The sequence below is a fragment of the Cyclobacteriaceae bacterium genome, from assembly GCA_013141055.1.
In the GTDB taxonomy this organism is placed as follows: domain Bacteria; phylum Bacteroidota; class Bacteroidia; order Cytophagales; family Cyclobacteriaceae; genus ELB16-189.
The window spans coordinates 33,044-52,745 of record JABFRS010000002.1 but is presented as its reverse complement, the minus strand read 5'-3'; the positions used below and the strand labels follow the sequence as shown (position 1 = coordinate 52,745).

The following is a 19,702-nucleotide window of genomic DNA, read 5'->3' as shown; positions in this document are numbered from 1 at the left end:
TTAAAAAGAATACAGAACCACGGATGCACGGATAATTAATACAGTCTTTGCTTTAGCCAAATTCAGATTGACACGGATTCAGTTAACGTTCAGTTTGCGGATCAGCAAAGCTGATGGTTGTAGTGCGGTTCATTTGAAAGGCGGATGGCTTTTTTTACCTTTTAATCCATGAATCCGTGTTTACGGTACGCCATATAGCCTTCTAGTGCTATATGGTTCCGTTTTAGGCTTTTTCAGATGTAGATTGATATTGGGCTATACCACACCCAACCCCAAAAACCTCCAAATCACCCCAAAATCGCACTTTTTGATAGTCCACCTCAGATTTTGAACACCCTTTTCTTCGTTTTTAGCCCAATTTGAGGCTTTTTTAGGGTGTTTCTCGAAGGTTTCTCGGACATTCCTCGTACTTTTCAGCTACCATTGCATGCTTTCTCTGATGTTTCTCTGATCGCTCTCTGATGATTCTCGGATAAAAACGCTGCTTTCTCTGATAAATCTCTGATGCGTCTCTGATCACTCCCCAATTAAACCGTGCTTTTCTCTGTCTCTTCCCTGATTGTTCTCTGATTCGCCTCTGATTACTCTCTGATGTTTCTCTGATTCATGTCGGATCCGTCTCTGATTCATCTCGGTTCACTCTCTGATTCATGCCTGACTCAAGTCGGATGCTTCGCGGAGTGTATGCGGAGGCTACCCAGTCTTTATTCGGAGCGTATTCGGATTCAACTCAGATGAGATTCGGATAAAAGGAAAAATTAGTTGACTGAAGAAATTGTTGGATAAGCTAAGAAATAGTTTAGCAATCATTAACAATGAGTTAGATCAACTCATGTCAATGAATGCTGATACTACTTTATTTAAATACCCATCATCTTCACCATCTTCCTCCGACACCCATTTCGCCGATCTTGCAAAGGATCCTGTCACCATGCGGTTCTTTGTGTCGATGACGCGTGTGAGGGTGTTGTCGTCGATCGTGGCTTTCGTGCAGACGATCAGGTTCGCGCCGCGGCGTAAAGCTACTTCCTGCATGTCGAACTGAAGAAGCTTGCCGAAGTTTGAAATGTTCATCCACTCTTTCTCCGCCCACAACGGGAACACCGTCATGCGCTTGCCTTCAATCAGGAACTTCCCATTCTTCAATCGGATGTCCAGTATTGACGCCGCCCCATGCCCTGCCGTTCCCAGGTAGCCGCCATTCTCATAGATCGCCGCCGCTATCACTGCTATGCGCTCATCGCTGATCACATCAAAGTATTGTCCGTGACCACCCGGATAAAAGATCGCCACATAATCCTTTGGATTTACCTGTGTCGGTGAAAGGGTGTTGGTTGTTGTCTTAATGAAGGCTTCGTTGTTCTGTATCTGCACAATATCATCATCTGTCTTCGCTGCATTGTAGATCGCCGCCTTGCCGCCCTTCGGTGTCACTACATCCACATCAAAACCTTTATCCGTAAAGGTCTTCCAGGGATGTGCTATCTCCATCGCATATGTCCCGCTGACATTCGTGCCAACAGTATCCACATTCGTCGAGACGATCAGGATCTTCTTTTGCTTCGACTGACTAACTCCGGAAAATGAAAGGACAATAAATAGAATGAATAGAATTGTTTTGTTCATGGGGTTTTTGGTTATGCCCCTGTGAACGGGAGACTTTCAATTAGGATGTACTGTTAACAACTAAATAACAGTTACATCACCATGTAAATTTCTTCGTCACCTGTATCGTGTTGCTCGCCGATCCGTTTCCATGTATGATCCAGTCCGGCTGATCTTTGATCCCGTCAAACTTCGGCAGTCCCATCGATCTGTCCAGCAACGTAAACTCCAACGGTGTGTTGGGTGTCAGCTCGAGGATCACATCAAACCCGCGACTGTCCAATCCGGTATAGTACACTCCGCTGAATGGTCCCGCCGCTTTCTTTGCCTGTGGTACTCCTCCCGCAGGACCGATCACCGTTGCATCCAACGCAAGATCTTTAGTGTGGATCGTCAATGCCAGTGTCAACGCATCACGACCAGCCGCACAATGTATCCTGAGTAAGCGAATATTGTTGACGATCGTGTCGCTCACCACCGTCGCGGTTGGTAATCCCAATGACAACAAAGGCGCCTCGCTTTTCATTCTTCCAAACTCCATTTCGAATTCAGGGAAGAACTGCTGGCTCCATTCGTCCGTCGTCTTGCTTCGCGTTAGCCAGAATGCCTTGTTCTCCTCCCCTCTCAGCTGGTATGTTACGGCCGACTGCAATGGATGCTCTTCATCAAAGCCGGAAGTCAGATGACCCGTGACTATACTTATCACAAAGATGACAGCGGCAATTATACCTATCAACTTAGGACGGAATTCAAAAGCAGATACCAGCACCGGCAGCATGAGTCCCAATAGTATTCCCAACACCAGCGCAATGCCTGCTGCTATAATTTCCAGTCCGAAGATGGTGTACATCTGACTGATCGTTAACGGAAGCCACAACATAGCCGGTATCAGACAGAGTATGTTGATCACGATCCACGCATCGGAATAACTTTTCTCTTGCTCACCTCTGTGCAGTACAATGATATTACCGATAATGGATGATAATATTGGCAGCAACAACAGGAATGCCGCCGAAGGCATAACGATATAAAACAGGTTCAGCAGAATAACTTCCAGGATCAGTACTCCGGTCAGCAATGACTGCAGTGCAAGTTTTTTTGAAAGCCATTGATACATGAATGCAAACACCGTTGCTTCAATCGCCGTGAGCGCAATAAAATAATGAGCGCTGTTGTAGGAATTAGATGAATAGAATCTTCCGTAGAACGGATACATCATCAGCACCAGCTTGGTCACACCGAATCCAATCAGCAACATCAGGATCAGCGTTCCGAAATAAATGAAGAATCCGGACACGACTCCTTTCACATTCACTTGCTTCTTCCGGAAGCCCATCACAATCAGAACTACCAGCAACACACTGCAGGCGATCAGCAGTACAATATTCAATGAGGAAGAATAGCTCATCATCCAGTAGCCGCTCACATTGAAGAAGGTGATATCCGGTGCTTTGGTTTGCTCGAGACTTATGTTGCCAAGATGCTTGACAAGTCCTAACAGATTATCGCCATGATGCTGGAGACTTCTGAGATCAAGGTTCTCAGGCTTGTCGTTGGGACTGTGATAATTTACATATCCATCCACAAAGCCGCTGTTCAGTCCGCTGATGCCGGCTCTTCTGAAGATGGTATAGTCTGTATCATTGGGAAGATTCTTGTAGACTTCATAGGCCATGGAATTTCCAACAGGATACTTTGCGGCCTGCATGTATTGACGAACGGCCCATCCGTTTTCGGGATTGACTTCAAACATCATACTTACTCCTGAGTTGCCGCGTCCTTCGACATTGAGAACAAACCCGATGGACTTCAGCATCACGGTATCCTGGGCGAATCCCTGTGCACCCGACAATCCCGATTCTTCAGCATCGGTGAATAAGAACACGATGTCGTTATTGAATGTCTTTTTGGAGGCGGTGATGATGCGGGCTACTTCGAGCATGGCGGCTACTCCTGCCCCGTCGTCGCCTGCGCCGGGGGTATTGGGTTGTGAGTCAAAGTGAGACATCACCAGCAGTCGCTTACCATTGCCCTGCTTTCCCTTGAGTGTGGCAATGACATTGTACACATTGGCGGCAATGACAGAGCTTCCTTCTTTCCGAACGGAAGTTGTGTTTTGCATCTGGGTTTCGAGACCCATTCCACGGCAAACGTCTGCGATGTATTGTCTTACGATCTTGTTCTCTTCGGTTCCGGTACTGTGAGGAGCGCCTGCTACTACTTTTAAATAAGTGTATGCTCTCTTTGCAGAGAAGACACTATCGGGAGCATTATCACTGACAACTTCAGGAGGCTTATTGAGTCGGAGGGTAAGAAATGCCAGGAACAGGACTGCGATCAGTGGAACAATTTTTTTCATGATTGCGAATGCCATTCCCGGCAAGGGTCTTACGGTTATGTGAATTTGCTACTCATATCTCAGCGACTTTACAGGGTTTGCGTTGGCAGCGCCGAGGGTCTTAATGCTGATGGTGAGAAACGCCGTAATTAACGAAGAAATTCCTGCCAAAATAAATATCCATGGTCCCATATCCATCTTGTATGCAAAATTATTCAACCATTGCTCGGATGCATAGTAGGCGATCGGTGATGATACGACAAATGCCACCACAACGAGGATGAGAAAATCCGTCGAGAGTAAAACCAGGATGCTTCTAACGGAAGCGCCCAGCACTTTGCGAATGCCGATCTCCTTTGTCCGCTGGATCACTCTGAAAGACGACAGCCCGAATAATCCCAGGCATGAGATCAGCAGTGCAATACCCGTTGCGATCCGGGCGATCTTGCCGGTGCGTTGCTCATTCTCATAAAATCTTTTGAGTGTTTCATCCAGAAAGGTGTACGTGAACTTCTGGTCGGGATAGATCTTCATCCAGCTTGCTTCAACCTTTGCCATTGTGGATTGCAGATCGGAGATCTTTCCATTCTCTGAACGAAGTCTCATCCCGAACGATGATTGACCCTGCAAAGAACTAAAGATGGCCATCGGCTCAATGGCAGTATGCAGTGAACGAACATGAAAGTCTTTCACCACTCCCACAATCGTGAGCTTGCTGACAACCTTTCCCAGCACCTCATGTGGATCTGTGAATCCAAGCTTCTGCATGTATGTCTCATTGATCAGACACTCTTCCGGGATATCACTTTGATGAAGATTTCTTCCTGCCAGCAACTGGATATTGTAGACATTCAGGTATGCGGTATCTGCCTGCTTGAGGTAGACATTATCTTTAAGAACTTCTTTTCCGTTGTCGAATTCAAATGTTGAAGTAGACCATCCATCCGAACTTGGCGGACTGCTTTGAAGCGTCAGCGCATCGATCTCAGGGATCTGACTCAACTCATTTTTCAACAATTGCTTCTTCGCCGATTTCTCCCACCATGGAGTGTCAAAGTAAACAATGCTGTCGGTGGCAAAGCCAAGGTCTTTGTTGAGCATATAGCCAATCTGCAGACTGATGGCAAGTGTTGAGATGATGAGGATGTTGGAAACAGAAAACTGGAATACGGTGAGACCTTTACGGATCCAGAACGTTCCGGATGAATTGCTGTTCATATGAACAGAATTCTTCAATGCAACGACCGGCTGTACCGATGAAAGAACAAATGCAGGATAGATCCCTGCCAGTAATGTTACCACGACTATGCATGTCGCAGAGAAGATAAGTATGGTTGGACTTAATACATTCAGCTTGAGATCCGTAGGGAAGAACTCACTGAAGAAGCTGAGCACTTCAGCCGATAATAATAGTGACATGGCTGAAGCAATGAATGTGAGGATGAAACTCTCCATGAGAAACTGATTCACCAGGCGGAATCTTGAGCTTCCCAATACTTTGCGGACACCCACTTCGCGTGCACGTCGTGATGCCTGAGCAGTAACAAGATTGATAAAGTTGATAGCGGCAATGACCAGTAATAAAACAGCGATCAAGCCAAGGATCTGCAGCGTAGATTTTTCCGGTACCGACCTGCTGTAATCAAAGATTCCCATCTCTGAATTGAAATGAAGTTGAGAGAGCGGCTGCAAGCTTGGCGTATTCTTCCGGTCCGGATTCTTATTCACCTTGTCATACTGAGCAGAGATATTATTCATGTGCTCCTGAAGTGTGGCTAATGAAGTTCCGGGAGCTGCTTTAAAGAATAACTGTGAACTGCTGTTAAGACTGAACCAATCGTGAAGGAAGAAACTTTTCTTCAGCCAGGTATTTTCGATGGTACTCATCGAAATGAAATCGGTGAAGTTGAGGTCGGTATTCTCTTTGGTATCTTTTACAATTCCTGAAACCGTGGCAACGAGTGAGTCGCGGTAGATGACCTCACGGCCGATCATGTCGGAAAGTGATGCATCCTCAAAGTACACCCGCGCGCGACTTTCTGTCAACACCACCTGCAGTGGTTCGGCCAATGCTTTTTCGGAATTGCCGGCCAGCCATTCATACTGGAATACATCGAAGTATCCCGGACTGGCAATAATGATTCCTTCATAGCGTCCGAGATTCTTTGGCTCCTGATTCTTATTCTGAATTTCAACCTTTGATTTAAAGATGTGGAAGTCGGCAATGGCTTCAACGCCGGCGAACTGTCCTTCTTTCAATGCATCGGAAAATCCGGTGGGCACTCCCCTGTTCGCATTGGAATTCAAGCCAGAAAACTGTGAATAGACTCTGTAAATCTGATCTCTATCAGCTCTGAAGCGCTCGTAGCTCAGCTCATAATTGACGATCAGGAATATCACCAGGCAGGCGCTGATCCCGATCGTAAGACCGAGCACATTGATGAACGCGGTGAGCCTGTTTTTTTGAATGTTCCGGAAGGAAAAGATCAGATCTTTAAGCAGCATAGAAAGTGGAGTTTAGAAAGTTCTAAATCTAAAAATTCTTTTACTGCCTGAAGATGATTTGGTTACAACAAAAGTTGTAACCCCATGCTTTTGAATGTTTAGCGATACTTTTTGATCTTTTTCTCCTGCTCCGGAGTGGACGGCATGATGCTCACCGCTGATCCCCCACCCGGGGCAAGGTTTAGTTTCAATATCATGGTTGAGTCAACGATGAACGAGCTGATCATATAAGCTTCGGGATTTGTTTTGCAGTCGGAAGTCGGTCCATCACCATAGATAACAGCCACATATTTCTTCCCTTTGTCAAGGAATGTCAGTGGAACCGTGGCGATGCGTTTGTTCTCATCTGTGATCGCACCAATGAACCAGTTTGGTTTTGCTTTTTCTTTTCTGGCGATGGTGATAAAATCTCCGGGCTCTGCTTCGATGATCTTTGAATCATCCCAATCAACAGGAACATCCCTGATAAACTGAAATGCATCTTTATGTGCATCATAATTTTCGGGAAAGTCGGCCGCCATCTGCAACGGACTATAGAGTGTCACATACAATGCAAGTTGTTTGGCAAGCGTGGTATGCAGCTGACGATTGGGAGCATGTCCGGCATAGCCTTTCAGCTTGAATATTCCAGGCGTGTAATCCATTGGCCCGCCCATCAGTCGCGTGAAAGGTAGGATCGTTTCATGCTCAGGCGGATTTCCTCCATCATGGAATGCATTGAATTCATTTCCACGTCCTGCCTCATTGGCAAGCCAGTTTGGATACGTACGATGCAATCCTGTTGGTCGTACCGATTCATGAATGTCGATCATCACTTTATGCGTTGCAGCCTTCTGTACGGTGCGCAGATAATGACTCACCATCCATTGGCCATCATGGTGCTCACCACGGGGAATGATCTTTCCGACATATCCCGTCTTCACGGCAGGATATCCGAACTTGTTCATGAATCTGAATGCGGTATCCAGTTGGCGTTCATAGTTCGTTGCCGAACCAGATGTTTCATTATGCATGATAATCGCTACGTTCTTTGACTTTGCATAATTCTGCAACCCTTTCACATCGAAATCAGGATATGGTGTTACGAAATCAAAAACATTCTCCTTCCACAATCCAAACCATTCTTCCCATCCGGTGTTCCATCCTTCCACCAGCACACCGCCGATTCCATTGGCAGCAGCGAAGTCTATGTAACGTTTAACGTTCGCGGTGTTGGCGCTATGATGATTGTGAGGGATCAGCTGACCATTCTTCAGTGAGTCGATCTTGTCAGCATAGGTCCAGCTTCCCTTTCCTGTTTGCATCTCCCACCACACACCGACAAACTTCATCGGCTTGATCCATGAAGTGTTCTCGATTTTTGAAGGCTCATTCAGATTGAGGATCATCTTTGAGGCAAGAATGTCTGCGGCTTTATCACTTACGATGATAGTTCTCCATGGAGTATTAAATGGTGCTCTGAGATATGCTTTGTTTCCGACAGCATCCGGTACCAGTCTCGCACTCATCTTGAAATTAGCCTTGTCAACATGGAGCTGCATGGCTGGATAATCAATACCCGCTGCTTCATGAATGTTGATGTATAAGCCGTCAGCTGTTTTAAGCATCAATGGCGTTGCAACGGAATACTGATCCGGAGCATAGCGAACGGCAATCTCTGTAGCACTGTTGACCATGCTGCGATTGTCGATCTCACTGATCTTTGAAGTGGTGTAGATGTATTCGTTTGAATCAAAGTCGCCGGGAATCCAGAACGCTTTATGATCACCGGACATGTTGATCTCGGTAACTTCATCTTTCACAATGAAGTAATTGAGCTTGGGCTGTTTTGGAAACTCATAACGGAATCCGACACCTTCTTCAAAGACTTTGAATACGATGTCCAGCAGACGGCGGTCACCGGATCTCTCTTTCAAATGAACGGTGAGTTGATTGTAATGATCCCGTATCTGACTGACTTCTCCCAGTACAGGTTTCCATGAGTTGTCGACTGCTTTTGTTTCTGAACCAGTCAATTCAAAGTTTGAAGAGAAGTTATTGTCACTGAGAATGAATCCCAGCTTTGATGGAAGCACAACAGGTTTCTGATTGTAGAGTACAGTGTACGACGGAGTGCCTGCATCATCAATGCTGAACTCCACTTTCACTTTTCCCATGCTTGCATCAGCGGTTTTCTTTGTTTGTGAAAATGCTGTTGTGCAGAATGAGATGAGTACTGCTGCAATGATCCATTTACCTGTATACTTCATATTGACTTACTTTTTAGATTTTATTGATTTCTTTGCGACCTTCTTCTTTGATGCTTTTGGCTTGGCACTTTTTGCCTTTGCTGGTTTTTTGCTTTTACCTTTTGCCGGTCTCTTCACGGCAGACACTGATTTCGTGATCGTATTTCCTTCTATCAGTTGTTTTGGATCTTTCACTTTCGACATTGAATTATCGTAAGCATCCTTGATCAGTACCTTGATATAATCTTTTGGAAAGTCGTTGAGCTTTTTGACCAGGATGTACCGGTACTGATTTCCTTCGCCTAGCAAGATCTTCTTAGGATCGGCGATCTCACTGCCCCAGTAAAATCCAAAGTGAATATTCTTACTGCTTCGGCCTACCGCAATGGAGCAAAAGGTATGGCCCACTTTATCGGTTGGCGACCAGCCAAAGGCTACGGCGTTATAATTATCGTAGATGAGTTCATTGGTCTTTGGATACATGTCCCAGACGAAAGCCCGGAGCCATAGAACTTTTTCAATGATCTCTTCCCCGAAAGGCTTAAGAAACTTCAGGAGATCTTTGGTCTGATCCTTACTCATCTAGATCTTAGGCAAGCTGTATCCATTGTTATACTTCGCAGCAAGAAACGCGTTCGCCTTGTCTTCGTTGAACTTTCCTTTTGTCGCGTCCCACGTTACTTTTTGTCCGGAGCGATAAGAGATATTTCCCATCTGGCAGACGGTAGCAACGTGTGCACCTGCCTGTATGGAGCAATGGAGATCTTCCATCTTTCTCGACTTGACAACATCCACAAAATTCTGTGTATGAAGATCCACTCCTGAACCAACATTCTTCTGCATCGGCAATGACTGCATTCTCTTCTCATCGGCGATCACTTCCCATCCATTCCGATCGAGCACGAGTGTTCCGTTATTTCCGATGTAAGCAATACCATGATCACGTCCATAGTTTCCATTGCTGATACTTTGTGCGTGTTCCCAGATCATGTTATATCCATCATACTCATATACTGCAGCGAGTGTATCGGGAGTTTCTTCAGGTCCGGCAGGATTGCCAAACTTACCACCGCTGGCGATCACCGACTTTGGAAACTTTGCATCCATTCCCAGTAACGTATAATCGATAAGGTGAACACCCCAGTCGGTCATGAGACCACCGGCATAATCCCAGAACCAGCGGAAGTTGAAATGGAATCGGTTGGCATTGAAAGGTCGTTTGGCTGCAGGTCCGAGCCACATATCATAATGAACACCTTCCGGTGCAGCACTGTCAGGTTTGCTATCAAGGTTTCGCATCCATCCCTGGTATGCCCATGCCTTCACGGTTCTGATCTTACCAAGCTTGCCGGTCTTGAGATAGGCCAGCGCGTCTACCATGTGCGGCTGACTTCTTTGCCACTGCCCTACCTGAACGGCTTTGTTATATTTCTTTTGTGCGGCCACCATTGCATCACATTCGGCAATGGAATTTCCGCAAGGCTTTTCTACATAAACATCTTTTCCTGCCTGACATGCTTCCACCATCTGAAGGCAATGCCAGTGATCCGGAGTTCCGATGATCACAATATCAATGTCTTTATTCTCCAGCAGCTTGCGATAGTCCACATATGTCGTGGTCTTGATTCCCTGCTTGGCCAATTCATACTTACGGAAGTTCAGAACGTTCTCATCCACATCGCATAAAGCAATGACCTGTACGTCAGGGATCTTGATGATGGAAGTAAGGTTGGCCCATCCCATTCCGTTGATACCGATCGCACCAACGTTGATCTTTCCATTCGCACCTACCCTGCGCTTAGCTGCAGCGATAGCTTCCCATGGAATTACAGTGCTCAGGCCGAGACCTGTCAATGCAAGAGAGGATGTTTTAAGAAAACTTCTGCGATCGTTTTTCATAAGCATAGATTTGCTTACCAAGATCGCAATTAATTTGATGATTCGAAGAGCTGAAAATGGGTTTTATCAGGCTCAAAAAGATTTCCACGACGGCACAAATGAATGTGTTTCTACCGTTGCGCCAAGCTCATTGAGAATGCTGTACAAACCGAAGTACGTGCGATTGATATACAATGCATGCTTGATGCCTCTTGCCTTTTTGGAATCTCTCAGCTCCTTCATGTTGGATATCTTCTCCCCTGTCTTGTAGAGCGTTTCAAAGTATGAAGGGTCAGCAAAATCAAAGGTCTTTGTATGGAAAGGTCGCGCCAGCAGATCCAGAAGTTCGATGAACACCGCTCTGAAAAACTTCTTCTCGCTTTCCGAGTCATCTTCATAAATGAACCGCATCTGATAGAAGATCTTCTCCAGACGGACAGGATCCTGCAAGATATCCTTGTGATGCAATTGAAAGTACAGCTGGTAAAAGTCTTCCGGGATCTCTTTCACGCAACCGAAGTCAATGACACCCAGCTCTTCATCAGGAGTTATGATAAAGTTTCCCGGATGCGGATCTGCATGAACTGCTTTCAACTGATGAAACTGAAAATGATAGAAGTCCCACATCGCCTGACCAAGCTTGTTGGCAATAGCTTTGGAGGGTTTGCCCTTTTTCAAATATTCACCTAACGGAAGACCTTCCAGCCAGTCCATGGTCAGGATCTTCTTTGCAGAGAATTCAGGATAGTACTTTGGAAAGACAAGATGCTTGATCTTCCTGCTCTGCTCTGACATTTCAATGGAACGCTTGAGCTCGAGTGTATAGTCGGCCTCTTCCAGCAATCGTAATTCAACTTCGCCGATGAATTCCTCATACTCAACCGGACTCAGCTTGAACATTCTGAGAGCGATGGGCTTTACCATGGCGAGATCACTCTTCACGGTATCGGAAACTCCGGGATATTGGATCTTTACGGCAAGGGTCTTTCCCTTTAATGTTGCCTGGTGAACCTGTCCCATCGACGCAGCATTGACAGCTTTTGTAGAAAAGGAATCAAAGATCTGGCCTGGGTTCTTTCCGAAGTATGTTTGAAATGTCTTTACAACCAGTGGGTACGATAACGGAGGCGCACTGTACTGCGCCATTGAAAACTGTTGTTGATATGCTTTAGGCAAAAGATTCTTATCCATGCTGAGCATCTGTGCTACTTTGAGAGCACTTCCCTTCAGCTTGCTCAGCGAATCATAGATGTCGCTTGCATTATCTTCATTCAGCTGATCGCGACTTATGTTGGGATCTACCAGCTTCTTACCATAATGCTTGAGATAGTTACGACCGATCTTCGCACCGGTAGTAATGAACTTGGTAGCACGCTGAACTTTCGTAGTAGGAATACTCTTTTGCTCTTTCAACCGTCTCTTTAATTTTTAGAATTCTGATACAGGAATTTTCCGAAGTCGAGTGCATTGTCAAGAATGCCATTGCCGATGAGATCGAAGGCAAGGTTGACAGACTTTTCAATCGCGGCATCGGTCTTTTCGAAACCCACACTGTTGTCGCGCGTCCAGAACTGAAGTATAAAGATCAGGTGCATCCAGAAGAGTGCATCATAGCGACTGTCGAACAACGGACGCTTTGCGATCTCACCATTTTGCTTTCCTTCATTCAATACGGGAGTCAGCCATTCCTCGAAAGAGTTCTTGAATGCTTTCATAGCATCCGGAGTAAAGGCCGGGTTTCTCCATTCTTTCAAGGTAAGCAATGCGAAGCTTCGGTCTTCTTTCAGGACTTCTGCAAGTGTAAAGTAGAATGCGAGTATCTTCTCACGGGTAGAGAATGATGAATAGTTTTTGTCGGAAGTAAGACGTGATGCAACACTTTGGAAGTAGCCATTCCATATCTCTTTGTCCACTGCTTCGAACGAACCGAAGTACTGATAGAAGTCATCCTCCTTGATTCCGATGGACTGTGAAAAAGTATAAACTGATGAAGGCACTTTACCTTCTGTCAGCAACGTTTCCCTGTAGGCAGAGATGATCTTGTCACGGGCAGGCTTTCCAGCTGCCTTGGTTTTGCGAGAAGTCTTTTTTGCTTTTTCCATACCGTTTTTAACAGATTAATTGAAAAGAAGTTTCCAATTTAACGGTAATATTTGGCCATCCATGTTCAGAGCCTGCTTTATAATATTGATAACGGCACTCCCCCTTTCGGGAATAGCGCAGTCCGCAAAGACAGCCCTTCAGTACTTTGAGAAAGGAGAATTGGCCCTTCAAAACAGGGATTACAACACCGCTTTGGCTGATTTCTCAGAATGCCTGCGCCTGGATAACTTCTACTCTCAGGCCTACCGGCTTCGCGCCAACGCTTATGAGCATCTTGGTGAGGATGAGAAAGCGCTCAGTGACTACAATATATATCTGCACCTGGTGCCTGCTGACACAGAAGCGCTGTTCAGTCGCGCGGTGCTGAGGTTTGAGGCAGACCTCTACGACCTCGCGCGAAAAGACTTTTACGATCTCCTGTTCCTTCCCAAAAGTGAAACCAATACGGTCTTCTTTGGTCAGGAGAAATTCAATGACTCGAATGCGCGGATCTTTACCGCCCACAGCGCCGGCAAAGATCATATCTTCAATTACCTGGGATTGATTGATACGAATCTGAAATCCTATACGCAGGCGATTGTATGGTTTGATTCTGCGATCCGGATATCCAATCAAAATCCTGCCTACTGGATCAACCGAGGTTCTGCCAAACTAAAAAGTCAGGACTCACCGGGAGCCTTAAATGATTTCAATGCGGCCTTGAAGCTTGATCCTGACAACAGTCTTGCGATTCATAACATTGCCACCATCCGTTCTGCTGAAGGTGAGAGTAGCACTTCTGAAAAGCTGTTGACACAAGCCATTGAGAAGAACAATGCGCTTCCCTATCCGCGTGCGGAGCGGGCTTATCAGAGACTTCAACGGAATGATCTTGCCGGCGCACTGGAAGATTATAATGAAGTCGTGAGAATGGAACCCAAAGACGGAGAGAATTATCTCAACCGCGGGCTGGTGAAAGAGAAGTTGAAAGATCTGAAGGGAGCGCTTGCCGATTACTCCAAAGCCATTGAACTGGATGACACCAATGAGAAGTCGTGGGTGAGTCATGGCAATGTATTATCAAAGCTTCATCGCTGGAATGAAGCGATTGAAGATTACTCCATCGCCATATCGCTGGCTTCCGATTACGGTCTGGCCTACTACAATCAGGCGATCGCCTATCAGAGCACCGGGAAGCTGGATGAAGCGTGCAATGATCTGAAGAAAGCTGAGTCGCTTGGAGTAAAGGCGAATGCGAGGATGAAAGAAAGAGTGTGCAGGTAATTGCAATCAAAATATTAATTTGATCTAAAATAACTTCATTGTCGGAAGCAGAGTTAATCCAGGCGTTGCGTGAGCGGAATGAAAGTGCATTCCGGCAGCTGGTCGACTCTTACAAAAACAGCATCTACAATGCATCCCTTGGTATTGTTCAGAATACCGATGAAGCGGAAGACATTGCCCAGGAAGTTTTCATTGAAGTGATCCATTCGATTCATCATTTCAAGGGTGAGTCCAAACTATCTACCTGGATCTATCGCATTGCTGTAACCAAATCACTGGAACAGATCAGAAAGAAGAAGAGGCAGAAGAGGTTCGGCTTCATGATCCGTTTGTTTCAGGGTGATGCAAACTCATCTTCCATTGATGTACCTGACTTCGTGCACCCTGGAGTGCTGATGGAAAATCGTGAGCGGGCGGCGATACTCTTCAAAGCCATTGATTCCCTTACGGAAAATCAGAAGGTCGCCTTCACGCTGAACAAGATCGATGATATGAGCTATGAAGAAATCGCTTCGGTAATGAATGTATCCCTGTCCTCTGTGGAGTCGCTGATCCACCGGGCAAAGGTCAATCTTCAGAAAAAACTGGAATCATTAATAAAATAGGCCGCAAGTTTTAAACAGAATAAACATCTAACGACCATGCAGAACAGAAAAGATGAAATTGAGAAGATCCTGAACAGCCTGGACGGCATCAGGAGATCTGAAGCAAATCACTTTCTTTTTGAAAAGATCCGCAACCGGATGGAGTCTGCGAAAGCGGCAACGCCCTCTCCCATGATCACAAAATGGGCGATTGGAATGAGCTTTCTCATCTTGATCAATGCACTTGCGTGGATGCAGATCCGGGAGAATAAGTCGCCGCGTGAGAATCCAATGAATACCATCGCTGCTGAATACGGCTTCACTAATTCAACCTATCACTACTGACCTATGAATTACATAGACAAGTCCAGATTCATGGTCTTCATGATCGTAGCGTTGGTTCTTCTGAACCTTGGAACGCTGGGAGTGGTATTTATGAACCGCCCTCCCCATGGCGGTCCCGGACCAGGACGCTCTCCGGAAGGACCCGGAATGCTGCTGATGGATAAGGTTGGATTTACGGAAGAACAAAGGGCGGCCTACCGCCTGCTGATGGACGAGCATCGCAACCTTATGCATTCATCAGAAGATAGTATCAGGTTCTATAAAGAACAGTTATTCAGCTACTTACCTGCCTCCAATTCCACTTCTGCGGAGCTGTCTGCCGTTGCCATTTCAAGACTTCAGAAGAAGATTGAGATGACCACGTTTGATCATTTTGTGAAGGTTCGTGCCCTCTGCACGCCGGATCAGGCAACGAAGTTTGATGCTATCATTCAGGAAGTTCTGAAGATGATGGCACCTCCAAAAGGCCCGGGTCAGGGACCGGGTCCAGGAAAGAGATAAAAATCTTATAACTGACCGCAAGTTTCTCTTCCAAACGTCATCTTATAGTTATAGAAACTAATCACAAGATGCGTACGCTGTTCGGTCTGATCTTTATAACAATTCTGATTGCTGGTTGCACGAAGGAACCTGAAACCCTGCCGTTCTTCAATACTCCCGATTTCACACCACAATGGATATCCACTGAGACACCGGAGTATGCTGCCATCCATAGTCTTCCGACATTTTCATTTGTTGATCAGGATGGAGATACGATCACCGACAAAAACATCGAAGGCAAAATTGTAGTGGCAGACTTTTTCTTTACGATCTGTCCTGGTATTTGTCCAAGGCTCACAAAGAGCATGGAGAATGTTCAGTCATCTTTCAAAGACGACGACATGATCACGCTGCTCTCCCACTCCGTGACACCCGATCTTGACAGCGTTCCCAGGTTGAAAGAATATGCCAACAGTCATAACGTACAAAAAGGAAAGTGGCATTTGCTGACCGGTGATCGCAAGCAGATCTATACGATTGCACGCCAGGGATATTTCGCCGACGAAGAAGTGGGGCTTAAGAAAAGTGAGAATGAATTTCTTCACACTGAGAATTTCATCCTTCTCGATGGACAAAAGAGAATCCGTGGAGTTTACAACGGAACGAATCCCACAGAGATCGAACGACTGATCGAAGACATTCACATCCTCAAAAAAGAAATGCAGCATGCGAATTCCTAGAACAGTATGTCTTCTTGTGATGCTCCTCTGGATGACCCATTGTTCCAATACAATGAGTCCGGGAACCACGGCAGTGAACAAGAATAATCCTGAGCTTCAACAGCAGGGGAAGTTTCTCATGTATCACGACAAGCTGTTCAGTGGCCTGGTCACCGAGTTCTATGAGACCGGAGAGATCAGAAGCCAGTCACGTTATGAAGAAGGATTGCTTCATGGTGAAACACTCACCTGGTATCTCAGCGGAGTGAAAGAATCATCACGATTGTATAGTCAGGGTGAGAAAGAAGGAATTCATCAGGGATGGTGGCCCAACGGCAATCAGCGTTTCGAATATCAGTTTGCAGAAGGTCAGTATCACGGCACTTTTAAGGAGTGGTATGAAAACGGAAAGCCTCTTCACCTGTTCACCTATGCTGATGGGAAAGAAGTAAGTGCCATCGGCTGGCGCGACAACGGAAAGACCTATATCAACTTTATGGTCCGCAACGGAAGAAAGTACGGACTCACCAACGCCCGACTTTGCTATTCATTAATAAACGAAAAAGGTATCTATCAATAAACTCCCTATGAAACTAACATCGCTTTTCATCATTGTACTTGTATCGCTCTCTGTTTCCTGTAAGAAGGATGAGGTATCCCCTGCTACCAACACAACCCTACCTGAAGTGTTTACGAAGAAATATGCATCCTCTGTAACAATCTATGTCGAAGGTGATTTTATTGTTTTCAAGACCACTGCCATTCCCAATCACAAGAGTCCTTACTTCGGTGTGGCAGACAGCCGATATGAAGCCTACAACGGAACGAACGCAAATTTCGCCATCAACCCGAATACCATAAAAGAGCAGAATTATGTTTTTAAAATACCACTCAATCCCAAGGAGGCATCTACAAAAGCCGCTACATCACTGGGGCCGATGGGAATCTCCATCAATGGTGTTCCACTTTTCAATCAGTTCGCCGGGCCGAATCAACCACTCACCAATGAGATCAATTCATTTGATCAGTACAATGGTCATCCACAACAGACAGGACAGTATCACTATCATGTTGAGCCGCTTTATATCACAAGCACTACGAGCAAAGCCGGCCTGATAGGATTCTTACTGGATGGCTTCCCTGTATATGGTCCACTGGAAAGCGGAAAGACACTTACCAGTGCTGACCTTGATACCTATCACGGACATACCTCTGTGACAGAAGACTATCCGGATGGAATCTATCATTACCACATTACGGCAGATTCTCCTTATATCAATGGAGGGAAGTTCTTTGGAACGAGCGGAACGGTAACTCAGTAGTAGCCAGAGTTTAAAGATCAGGTCGCAGTCGCACGAACACCGGCTCACGGAACATCTGATCTTTGGTGAGCTGGGAGTAGCTGATCTCGGCAACGATCACCGGTTCAATCCACACAGTGATCTTTTCATCAACAACCTTTCCTCCCTTGAGGGAAGGTTTTTTTGTTTCCTTTTGTTTTTTGATCTCTTTTAAAATTTCCCGGATCATCTCATCATCAAATCCGGTTCCCACCTTTCCGCGATAATAAAGTTCGCCGTTTACATTCTCTGCAATCTGCAGTGCGCCAAACGTTGCATTGCGGTTTCCTTTGCCTTCAGTATATCCTATGATGAAGCAATCTGCCGTCTGCCTTACTTTCACTTTAAGCCACAGATCACTTCTTCGTCCGGGAAGATACTTGCCGTCTTTCCGCTTGGCCATGATGCCCTCAAGAGCATGTTCGCGTGCGGCAGCAAACAGTGATTCACCATCTTCTATAAACTCACTCACGCGATATGGCGTGTCGGTCTTTACAGCATCCTTGAGGAATTCTTTTCTTTTCATCAGGGGTTCGTTCACCAGCGAGCGGCCATCCATATAAAGACAATCAAAGATGTAGCAGTTGACAGGATTGCTTTTACTCAGCTTCTGAATATTGGTTTCGCCGGCGCTCATCAGTCGGTTGATCACTTTTTTGAATTCAGGCTTTCCACTTTTATCCAGGCAAACAATCTCCACATCAAACAAAGCACCATTGACACGGAATGCCTTGTCGGGTATCAGCAATTCAGGAAACTGATTTGTAATGTCGTTGTGATTGCGGCTTCGTATCCTTATCTGCCCTTCATCGACAGAGATCAGCGCACGGATGCCATCCCATTTTATCTCATAGATATAATCCTTGCTGACGGGCACGGTCTCTGAAATATCGGAAAGCATGGGCTCAATGGTATCACTCAGATAATTGATCTGAGGGGTATCCACACGCTCCAGCAAAAATTCCTTGTTCTTAATGTTATAAATGCGGTATTCACCATTTACTTCCTTGCTATTCAAACGAAAATAGAAACCGTCTTTTTTATCTTTTGTGATCTGGTATTTTCCCTGTGCATAGATCCACATCTCACCACCGCCATACTCTCCTTTGGGAATGGTTCCGCTAAAGGTGAGATACTTCATGGGGTGATCTTCTGTCTGCACCGCCAGTCTCTTGACACCGGGATGCGGCGGCAAGCCTCTTGGCACTGCCCATGATTTCAGCACTCCGTCTTTTTCCAATCTCAGGTCATAGTGCAGATGCGACGCATGATGACGATGCACTACGAAGTTGCTTCCGCTTCCTTCATCGATGGCTGCGCCGGGTTCAGAAGTCTTCTTAAAGTCACGCTTCTTCTCATACGACTCCAATTGTTCAGGAGTCTTATGCTTTTTATTGGGAGGAAGCTGTTTCGGAACTACTTTCTTACGGTGAGTATGAAGTTCAACGGAATAAGCGCCGATCCCTTCCCATGCATCACCGTCTTTTAAAACTTTAGCAAGAGCATTTCTGATGTTGTGCTCAACAGGATTCTTCAGCTCCACCAATTCATCCCATGTTAATGGCATGGAGACAGGTGCACCTACTCTTCCGCGCAAGCTGTAAGGAGATACAATACTCTGTCCGGAACGAATGCGATAGATATCAATCAGCACTCTTCCCTTGCGTGCTTCCTTTTTAATATGGAGCGTAGTCTCATTGGGATATCGGTCCACAAAAGGTTGGGCAATCAACTGAGCCGCTTCAAATACTGTGTGGAAATCCCATTTGGCTTCCAGAGGACAACAGATGTGAATTCCCTTTCCCCCGGTAGTCTTTACGAAAGCAGTATATCCAAAGCTTTCAATGTATTCTTTTAACGCAAGTGCAATGGGTATGATCTTTTTGAAATCATAACCTTCCGGAGGATCCAGGTCGAATACCATGTAATCGGGAAAGTCAAACTTCGGCTTGCGACTGTGAAGCTGATGCAATTCGAGAGAGGCAAGATTGGAAAGCCAGACCAGTGTTGCTGGCTCGGTGGCAATGATATAGTCTTTCACTTCTTTGCCCAGTGTAGCAAATTCTATCCAGTCCGGTGCCCATTCGGGACGATTCTTCTGATAGAACATCTCACCATGGATTCCATCCGGAAAACGGATCAACGTCAATGCACGACCCTTTACATGATTCAACAGCGTGGGTGCAATATTCAGGTAGTACTCAATGATCTCTGCCTTGAGGATTCCATCTTCAGGAAAAAGGACTTTGTCAAGATTGGATAATTCAACCTTGCGCTTGCCAATCGTTACCCATTGTGATTTCTTCTTTCCCAT

At 45.8% G+C, this 19,702-nt stretch carries 16 protein-coding genes; 7 read left to right on the top strand and 9 right to left on the bottom strand.

Annotation, left to right across the window (positions count from 1 at the left end):
* Positions 1-825: 825 nt before the first annotated feature.
* From HOP08_14680 to HOP08_14645, 8 genes are all read right to left on the bottom strand, one after another.
* Positions 826-1,626 carry a type 1 glutamine amidotransferase domain-containing protein gene (locus tag HOP08_14680; protein ID NOT76170.1) on the bottom strand — a complete coding sequence of 267 codons (801 nt, stop codon included), beginning with the start codon at positions 1,624-1,626 and terminating at the stop codon, positions 826-828.
* 76 nt (positions 1,627-1,702) lie between these two features.
* Entirely contained in the window at positions 1,703-3,979 is a 2,277-nt protein-coding gene (locus HOP08_14675) for a M20/M25/M40 family metallo-hydrolase (GenBank protein ID NOT76169.1), read from the bottom strand.
* Between the two features lie 33 nt (positions 3,980-4,012).
* Positions 4,013-6,448 (bottom strand): FtsX-like permease family protein, encoded by a 2,436-nt coding sequence (locus HOP08_14670; protein ID NOT76168.1) that lies wholly within the window; start codon positions 6,446-6,448, stop codon positions 4,013-4,015.
* A gap of 98 nt (positions 6,449-6,546) precedes the next feature.
* A complete protein-coding gene (locus HOP08_14665) occupies positions 6,547-8,697 on the bottom strand; it encodes a glycoside hydrolase family 97 protein (GenBank protein ID NOT76167.1) in 2,151 nt (716 codons plus the stop codon).
* 6 nt (positions 8,698-8,703) lie between these two features.
* A complete protein-coding gene (locus HOP08_14660) occupies positions 8,704-9,258 on the bottom strand; it encodes a hypothetical protein (GenBank protein NOT76166.1) in 555 nt (184 codons plus the stop codon).
* Positions 9,259-10,575: a Gfo/Idh/MocA family oxidoreductase gene (locus HOP08_14655; GenBank protein ID NOT76165.1), complete on the bottom strand. Its 1,317-nt coding sequence runs from the start codon at positions 10,573-10,575 to the stop codon at positions 9,259-9,261.
* A 72-nt stretch (positions 10,576-10,647) separates the two neighbouring features.
* Entirely contained in the window at positions 10,648-11,967 is a 1,320-nt protein-coding gene (locus HOP08_14650) for an AarF/ABC1/UbiB kinase family protein (GenBank protein ID NOT76164.1), read from the bottom strand.
* A gap of 8 nt (positions 11,968-11,975) precedes the next feature.
* The gene (locus tag HOP08_14645; GenBank protein NOT76163.1) at positions 11,976-12,656 is read right to left on the bottom strand and encodes a TetR/AcrR family transcriptional regulator; all 681 of its coding nucleotides are present in this window, start codon (positions 12,654-12,656) and stop codon (positions 11,976-11,978) included.
* 61 nt (positions 12,657-12,717) lie between these two features.
* Here HOP08_14645 and HOP08_14640 point away from each other — a divergent pair, with 61 nt between their 5' ends.
* From HOP08_14640 to HOP08_14610, 7 genes are all read left to right on the top strand, one after another.
* Positions 12,718-13,920: a tetratricopeptide repeat protein gene (locus tag HOP08_14640; protein ID NOT76162.1), complete on the top strand. Its 1,203-nt coding sequence runs from the start codon at positions 12,718-12,720 to the stop codon at positions 13,918-13,920.
* Positions 13,921-13,958: 38 nt separating this feature from the next.
* Entirely contained in the window at positions 13,959-14,525 is a 567-nt protein-coding gene (locus HOP08_14635; GenBank protein NOT76161.1) for an RNA polymerase sigma factor, read from the top strand.
* Positions 14,526-14,561: 36 nt separating this feature from the next.
* Positions 14,562-14,849, top strand: a complete 288-nt coding sequence (locus HOP08_14630) for a hypothetical protein (GenBank protein ID NOT76160.1) — start codon at positions 14,562-14,564, stop codon at positions 14,847-14,849.
* Between the two features lie 3 nt (positions 14,850-14,852).
* Positions 14,853-15,350: a periplasmic heavy metal sensor gene (locus tag HOP08_14625; protein NOT76159.1), complete on the top strand. Its 498-nt coding sequence runs from the start codon at positions 14,853-14,855 to the stop codon at positions 15,348-15,350.
* 68 nt (positions 15,351-15,418) lie between these two features.
* Entirely contained in the window at positions 15,419-16,069 is a 651-nt protein-coding gene (locus HOP08_14620) for an SCO family protein (protein ID NOT76158.1), read from the top strand.
* Positions 16,056-16,628, top strand: a complete 573-nt coding sequence (locus HOP08_14615; GenBank protein ID NOT76157.1) for a hypothetical protein — start codon at positions 16,056-16,058, stop codon at positions 16,626-16,628. The genes HOP08_14620 and HOP08_14615 overlap by 14 nt, the downstream gene beginning before the upstream one ends.
* 7 nt (positions 16,629-16,635) lie before the next feature.
* A complete protein-coding gene (locus HOP08_14610) occupies positions 16,636-17,370 on the top strand; it encodes a YHYH protein (GenBank protein ID NOT76156.1) in 735 nt (244 codons plus the stop codon).
* A 10-nt stretch (positions 17,371-17,380) separates the two neighbouring features.
* Here the strand turns inward: HOP08_14610 and HOP08_14605 are convergent, their stop codons facing one another.
* On the bottom strand, positions 17,381-19,702 hold the full coding sequence (locus tag HOP08_14605) for a hypothetical protein (protein ID NOT76155.1): 2,322 nt from the start codon (positions 19,700-19,702) through the stop codon (positions 17,381-17,383).